This is a genomic window from Mesorhizobium sp. M0189 (assembly GCF_040322135.1).
GTDB lineage: Bacteria > Pseudomonadota > Alphaproteobacteria > Rhizobiales > Rhizobiaceae > Mesorhizobium.
Genome location: NZ_JAMYSW010000011.1, coordinates 187,436 through 194,379, shown reverse-complemented (window position 1 = coordinate 194,379; position 6,944 = coordinate 187,436). Strand labels below are relative to the sequence as shown.

Below are 6,944 nucleotides of genomic sequence, written 5' to 3'. Positions count from 1 at the left end.
AATTTTTTTTTTTATATAAACAATTTTTTCGGGCTTGACTTATTTCCCCCCCCCCCCCCACCCACCACCTCCTCCCAGTCCTCAACCCCCCCACCCCGGCCGCCCCCCCCCCCCCCCGGTTCTCATTCGTCAGAAATCGGCAGGTTTAGTTTAGCTCGCCACGCTGGCCTGCGGCGCCGAGCGCTCGATCAGCATTTGCCGGACGGTCGACATCGAGGCACTCAGTTCGCTGATGGCGTCATCGATCAACGCCCGCTGCTTCTGCAGGCGGGCAAGCTGCTTCTCCGACTTGTCGAGCGCCAACCGCAACTGCTTGGTGTTGGAGCCGTTCGGATCGTAGAGGTCCATCATCTGCTTGACGTCACGCAGCGAGAACCCGACCTTGCGGCCGAGCAAGATCAGTTTCAGCCGGGCCCTGTCGCGGCGTGTATAGAGACGGGTTGAGCCGTCACGCTGCGGGTTGAGTAGACCCTTGTCCTCATAGAAACGCAGCGTGCGCAGCGTCACTCCGTATTTCTTGGCCATTTCGCCGATGCGGACAAGCTCTTCACCGGCTTCGCTCGACATATCGTTGGTATTGGCCGCGGCTTGGCCGGGCGAAATAAGTTTCATGGTCACTGGCTTTCCCCGTCTGGTGGCGTCGCGGTCGCGGACCTTGCGTCGCCTGAGTGAAAGCGGGGGCGTGCTTCCACTCGTGGTTTCAACAAACAAATCGCAAACGGCGTAATCCGCTCGTTTACGTTTACGTCAATGCTATATCGATAGCCGCCTTACGACGCAAGAGCGTTCTGGGCTTGGAACTTTATGCCGCAGCGCCGGTGGATAACCTAAAAGTCGTGGCCGATTTCGGGAGCGATCATGCGGCTGATCAAAATTCTACAGCGTCTTTTGTGCGTCCAAAAAGACACCCGGCGCCGTCCGCAGCCAGTCGACAAAGTTGCAACTTCTTAAGCTTGGTTAACGCGTTGTTTACCACGTTGGGGCGAAATGTGCGCATGTCGGTTACCCGTGTTTATCCTGTATTGAATTTTTCACGGTTTTTCGGAGCGCGGGTAAGACCCGGGAAGCTCGTCTTCCACTGCAACAAGCCAAGCAGTCGCGTTCGTCCCGGCAGGACTTTGGGAACCTGGTGAAAGCCAGCAATTCTGAAACGGGCGCATTGATGAACAGCAAGCGGTCCTATCTCGATACACTCAACGCCGGCAGGCAGCGCAGGCCGCACACGACGCTTGAAGAGCTCAACCGTTCCCTGGAAACGCTGGAGCAGCGACTGGAGCGGACGCGCGAGGAGACTGCAAGCCATCCCGGTCCACGCCGACCAGCGGCAGAACCGCGCTATCCTAGTGCCCAACCCTATGGCCAGCAGCGCCGGTACGAGGACCCACGCGACGCGCAGCGGCCGAAAGGTCCAGCGGCGGCCGTCGACCAGAACTACCAGGCGATCGCCCGCGATATCGACCGGGTGCGCGGCCAGGAGGACGGCGTCGCCCTAGCCGGCAAGATCGCTGGCGAATTGCGCGGCCTGCGCGAAGAGCTTCGCCAGCAGATGACCTCCGGCCTGCAACGCGAGTTCGACGCACTGCGCAAGAATATCGAGCGAGCCTACCAGTCAAATGGCGGCGGCAAGGGCAGCGCCGAACTCGGCGTCGAATTCGAGCGGCTTTCCGGCGCCATCCAGACGCTGGCCGAAAAAAGCGACGACAGAAGCGTCAATATGTTGCGGCTCGAGCTTGAGCAGGTCAAGGCAGCTCTCGATACGCTGGCGCGCGAGGAGAGCGTGCAGGCAGTGGGCCGCCGCTGGGACGATTTCGACCGCCGCTGGAGCGCCTTCGAGGACCGCGTCGACGCCGATCAGCGCAAGCGCTCCGACGCGCCCGGCCTGTCGGCGCTGACCGAGCGGCTCGAACAGATCAGCAATGCCGTCAGCAATCTGCCGGAATCGCTGTCGCTGCGCTCGCTGGAGGAAAAGGTCCGCATGCTTGCCGGAGCGGTCGACCATTTCGCCCGCCAGCAGGACAATCGCGGCAGCGACACATTCAGTCAGATCGACGAGCGGCTCGACGAGATTTCCCGCGCGATCGTCGCCTCGACGGTTGCCGCGCAAGCCAATTCGTTCGACCCCGAGCCCTTCGAACGCATCGAGAAGCGGATCGATTCACTGGCCCAGCAAATCGAAGAAGTGTCGCAGGATCGTCCGGGCCGGGAGGTCATCGACCGTCTCAACACATTGTCGAGCCGCGTGGATGAGCTGGCCGGCCGAGCCAATCTGCCGGAACAAGCTATGGAGCGCCTTGCCAGGCAAGTCGCGCTTATCGCCGACAAGATCGACCATGCACCTGCCATGCCCGACGCCGACTACATCTTCCAGGGGCTCGAGCAGCGCTTCGATGTGCTGTCCAGCATGATGGAACGTCGCCAGGGCGACGCCATCGAACAAGGCAACATGCTGTTTCGCGACCTTGAGCGCCGGTTGGACGAAGTCGCCGACAGGCTGGATCAGCGCATGCCGCAGGTCGACAGCGCCGGCATCATGGATGCCATCGACGCCCGCTTCACCGCGCTGGCCAAGCGGATGGAGACGCGCGTTCGAGATCCCGCCAGCGAGGCGGCGATCCGCGGCCTGGAGAGCCGGCTCGAAGACATTTCAAGCCGGCTGGATTCGTCCGCGGCACAGGTCGCCAGCATCGACCCGGCGTTGATCCGCAGCCTCGAAGCGCAGGTCGCGGGCCTGACGGCGCATCTTTCCAAGCCCGGCACGCCGCTGCCGGAATTCGACGACATCAGCCCGCGCCTCAACGAGATCGAGAAGTCGCTGGCCGGAACCCGCGATTCCATCCTCGGCGCGGCGCGCGAGGCGGCCGAGAGCGCCGTCCGCTCGCTGGCCGGATCAAGCGCCAACACGGCGGCCGTTACCGGCCTCGCCCAGGACCTGAAGACGCTCGAGGCGCTGACGCGCCGTTCGGACGAGCGCAATTCAAGGACGTTCGAGGCTATCCACGACACGCTGCTCAAGATTGTTGACAGGCTAGGTTCCCTGGAGACCGGCGAACCGGCAAGCGCAGAGTTGAGCAAACGCTTCGGCCGGGCATCCAAGATCTCGGTGCAGGACGCACCGTCGATGGACATCGACCAGCCGCTGCCGTTAACGGGCAACATGGCCGATCTGGACGGTCGCACCGCGGCGCTCGTGCGCGACGAGCCAGGTCCGCGTACGCCGGCCGAGGCGGCCGCGGCAGCCGCCCTGGCGGCCCTCGGTTCAGACACGACGCATGAAAAAACCGAGCAGGGCGGCGGCAGGAAATCGATGTTAGGCGGGCTGGCGCGCGCCTTGAAGGGCAAGAAGGAGGCCGAGATGCCGCCGCTTGCCGGCTCGGCGTCGAGCGTCGAAATACCGAGCGTCGATCTCGACGAGCCGCTCGACCCCAAGGTCGCCAATCGGCCATTGGAACCCGGCTCCGGCGCCCCCGACCTCAGCGCCATCATGAAACGTGTGCGCGACGAGCGCGGGCAGCTGGCCCGCGAAGGCGACGCCGAAGCGGCGAAATCGGACTTCATCGCGGCAGCCAGACGGGCTGCGCAAGCGGCGGCCGCCGAGGCGGACGCCCTTAAGCGCCAGTCGACGATGAAAGGCCCGGTCAAGGCGCTCAGGATAGGCGACCTGCTCAAGGCGCGGCGCAAGCCGATCCTGATGGGGGCAATTGCCATCATGCTGGCGCTTGCCGGCCTGCAACTGGGCAAAGCCTTCTTCTCCGATCCGGTCGAAGTCGCCAACAATGACGCGGCGCCGGCTGTGGCCGCACAGCCGGTGGAGACTGCATTGGCCAGCGTTGCCAGCGAACCGAAGGCGGACGCGCAGACGGCAGCGCAGGATAGCGCGCCGTCCTCCATCGTCAGGCAGGCAGAGCCGTCCGCAGCGACGACCAAGGACGACACGGCGGCGCAAACCGGCCCCGCCACACCGGCAACCGAGGCATCGACAGCCCCCGCGGCAGCCCCTGACATGGCGGCGCCAGACGCCACGGCCGCAGTGCCCGCACCGGCAGCGGCGACGGCCAGCGACGCCGAGCCAATGGCTGCCGCGCCTGCTACCACCACAGCTGCGACGCAGGACACGACGGGCACGGTGCCGCCGGCAGATGCTGCCGCGGCAAGCGTTGCCAAGATCGAGGTTCCGGCCGGTGTCGGTCCGGCCGCCCTGCGCGATGCAGCGGCCGGCGGCGACTCCAAGGCACTGTTCGAGATCGGCTCGCGCTACGCCGAGTCGCGCGGCGTCAAGGAAGACATGGCAGCGGCGGCCAAATGGTACGAGAAAGCTGCCGATCTCGGTTTCGCACCGGCAGAATACCGCATCGGCAATTTCTACGAGAAGGGCATCGGCGTCGCACGCGACATCAAAAAAGCGAAGACCTGGTACCAGCTTGCCGCAGAGCAGGGCAACGCCAGCGCCATGCACAATCTGGCCGTGCTGTTTGCGATGGCGGCGGATGGCGTGACCGACAATGAATCGGCAGCGCGCTGGTTCCAGGCGGCGGCGGACCTCGGCGTCAAGGACAGCCAGTTCAATCTCGGCATCCTTGCGGCGAAGGGCGTCGGCATGAAGCAGAACCTCGAGGAGAGCTACAAATGGTTCGCGCTCGTCGCCAAGACCGGCGACAAGGATGCGGCGGCCAAGCGCGACGAGATCGCCAAAGCCCTGAGACCCGAGCAGCTGGAGCGTACGCGTGCCGCGGCCGAGCTGTGGAAGGCCAAGCCGCTCGATCCAGCCGCCAATTCGGCCGACATTCCTGAATCGTGGCAGGACGGCACACCGCAGACGACGGCCGGCATCGACATGAAGAAAGCGGTCCAGAACATCCAGCGCATCCTCAACAAGAACGGCTACGAGGCCGGCAATCCCGACGGCATGATGGGCCGGAAAACCAAGAACGCGATCATGGCCTTCCAGACCGACAACGACATGAAGGCAACCGGCGCGATCGACGAAAAGCTGGTCAAGGCGTTGCTCGCGCGCAAATAACGGCGGATGCGTCGTTTCCGCGACGCCCTTGCCACAGATTTGCCTGTTAACTGATTGAGTTGTTTTTTGTTTCGGCGGTGCGACGAAGTTTGACTTCACCGCCCGGCCGGCGCAAGAACGAGATAGCCTTCTGACGCAAAATGCCCGCAACGGTTGCATTCGCCAGGAGGCAAACTGATCGAGACTGACGGGTGGGCATCTATCTCCCGATCGCGGAAATTTCCGTTAACGTCTTCGTGCTGCTGGCCATGGGCGCAGCGGTGGGTTTCCTGTCGGGCATGTTCGGCGTGGGCGGCGGCTTTCTCATCACGCCGCTGCTGATCTTCTACAACATACCGCCCGCGATTGCGGTCGCCACCGGCGCCAACCAGGTCATCGCTTCCTCCTTCTCCGGCGCCCTGTCGCACATGAAGCGCGGCACGCTCGACTTCAAGCTCGGCGGCGTGCTTTTGGCCGGCGGCATCGTCGGCTCGACCGGCGGCATCTATGTCTTTGCGTTCCTGCGCCGACTCGGCCAGCTCGATCTGTTCATCTCGCTGCTCTACGTCGTGCTGCTCGGCACTGTCGGCGGGCTGATGCTGGTCGAGAGTATCAATGCGCTGCGCGTCACCCGCAGCGGCGCCGCACCGGTGTTGAAGAAATCCGGCCAGCACAACTGGATCCACCGCCTGCCGCTGAAGATGCGGTTCAGGGCCTCGAAGCTCTTCGTCAGCGTCATTCCGGTGCTTGGGCTGGGCGCGGCGATTGGCTTCCTATCGTCGATCATGGGCGTCGGCGGCGGCTTCATCATGGTGCCGGCCCTGATCTACCTTTTGAAAGTGCCGACCAACGTCGTCATCGGCACCTCGCTGTTCCAGATCATCTTCACCTCGGCTTACACCACGCTGGTCCACGCCACCACCAACCAGACGGTCGACGTCATGCTCGCCTTCCTGTTGATGGCAGGCGGCGTCGCCGGCGCACAATATGGCGCCAAGGCCGGTCAGAGGCTGCGGGGCGAACAACTCAGGGCGCTGCTGGCGCTGCTTGTGCTGGCGGTCGCCATCCGGCTCGCCATCGATCTTTTCGTCACGCCTCCCAATCTCTATTCGCTGTCCGGCGTGGGCCTGAGCTGATGGCTGGCTTGAGGACGCTCGCGGCCGCCGCCTTGCTGTCGCTGCTGGCCGCGGCGTCAGCGGCGAAGGCACAGACGCCACTAACCGAAAACATCCAGATCGGCCTTTCCACCGACAATGTCTCGATTACCGCCGGCTTTTCCGGCGCCGACCTGACCATCTTCGGATCGCTGGAAAATGCCGATCCGCTTGTCGCACGGCAAGGGCGCTACGACGTGATCGTTGTGCTGGAAGGCCCGGCCCGACCGGTCGTCGTGCGCCGCAAGGACCGGGTGCTCGGCGTCTGGGTCAATCTGGAGTCGGAGACCTTCGAAAACGTACCTGTCTCCTATTCTGTGGCGACGACGCGGCCGCTGCAGGACGTCACCGATCCGAACAGCTACAAGCAGCTGTCGCTTGGCGCCTCCAACCTCTATTTGCAGCCGGCCGACGCCGAGGACAGCCCGGCGACAATCGAGGAGTTCACCGCCGCGCTGCGCGAGCGCAAGGCGGCAACAGGCCTCTACAGCGAGAATGTCGGCGGTGTGCAGTTCCTGTCGCAGAACCTGTTCCGCGCCACCGTCAGGCTCGCTCCCAACGTTCCGGTCGGCACCCACAAGGCGCGCGCCTTCCTGTTCAAGAGCGGCCTGTTCATCAAGGAAAGCTCCGCCCAGCTCGAAATCCGCAAGTCCGGTTTCGAACAGTCGATCTTCCGCGTCGCCCACGACTACTCCTTCCTCTACGGTGTCTTTGCCGTATCGCTGGCCATGCTGACAGGCTGGCTCGGAAGACTGGTCTTCAGGAAAGACTGAACTCTCGTAAAAGTGGTTTCC

General features: G+C 63.8%; 4 protein-coding genes. 3 read left to right on the top strand and 1 reads right to left on the bottom strand.

Going from position 1 to position 6,944, the window contains the following annotated elements; all coding sequences use genetic code 11:
• Positions 1-150: 150 nt before the first annotated feature.
• Positions 151-612: a MerR family transcriptional regulator gene (locus NKJ09_RS20670; protein WP_023719513.1), complete on the bottom strand. Its 462-nt coding sequence runs from the start codon at positions 610-612 to the stop codon at positions 151-153.
• A 550-nt stretch (positions 613-1,162) separates the two neighbouring features.
• Here NKJ09_RS20670 and NKJ09_RS20665 point away from each other — a divergent pair.
• The 3 genes from NKJ09_RS20665 (at position 1,163) to NKJ09_RS20655 (ending at position 6,923) form a co-directional block, all read left to right on the top strand.
• Positions 1,163-5,017: a peptidoglycan-binding protein gene (locus NKJ09_RS20665; RefSeq protein WP_352763388.1), complete on the top strand. Its 3,855-nt coding sequence runs from the start codon at positions 1,163-1,165 to the stop codon at positions 5,015-5,017.
• Between the two features lie 191 nt (positions 5,018-5,208).
• Entirely contained in the window at positions 5,209-6,132 is a 924-nt protein-coding gene (locus tag NKJ09_RS20660) for a sulfite exporter TauE/SafE family protein (RefSeq protein WP_023719515.1), read from the top strand.
• Positions 6,132-6,923, top strand: coding sequence for a TIGR02186 family protein (locus NKJ09_RS20655; protein WP_023719516.1), 792 nt, complete (start codon positions 6,132-6,134; stop codon positions 6,921-6,923). Before NKJ09_RS20660 ends, NKJ09_RS20655 begins: the two co-directional genes overlap by 1 nt.
• The last annotated feature ends 21 nt before the right edge of the window (positions 6,924-6,944 follow it).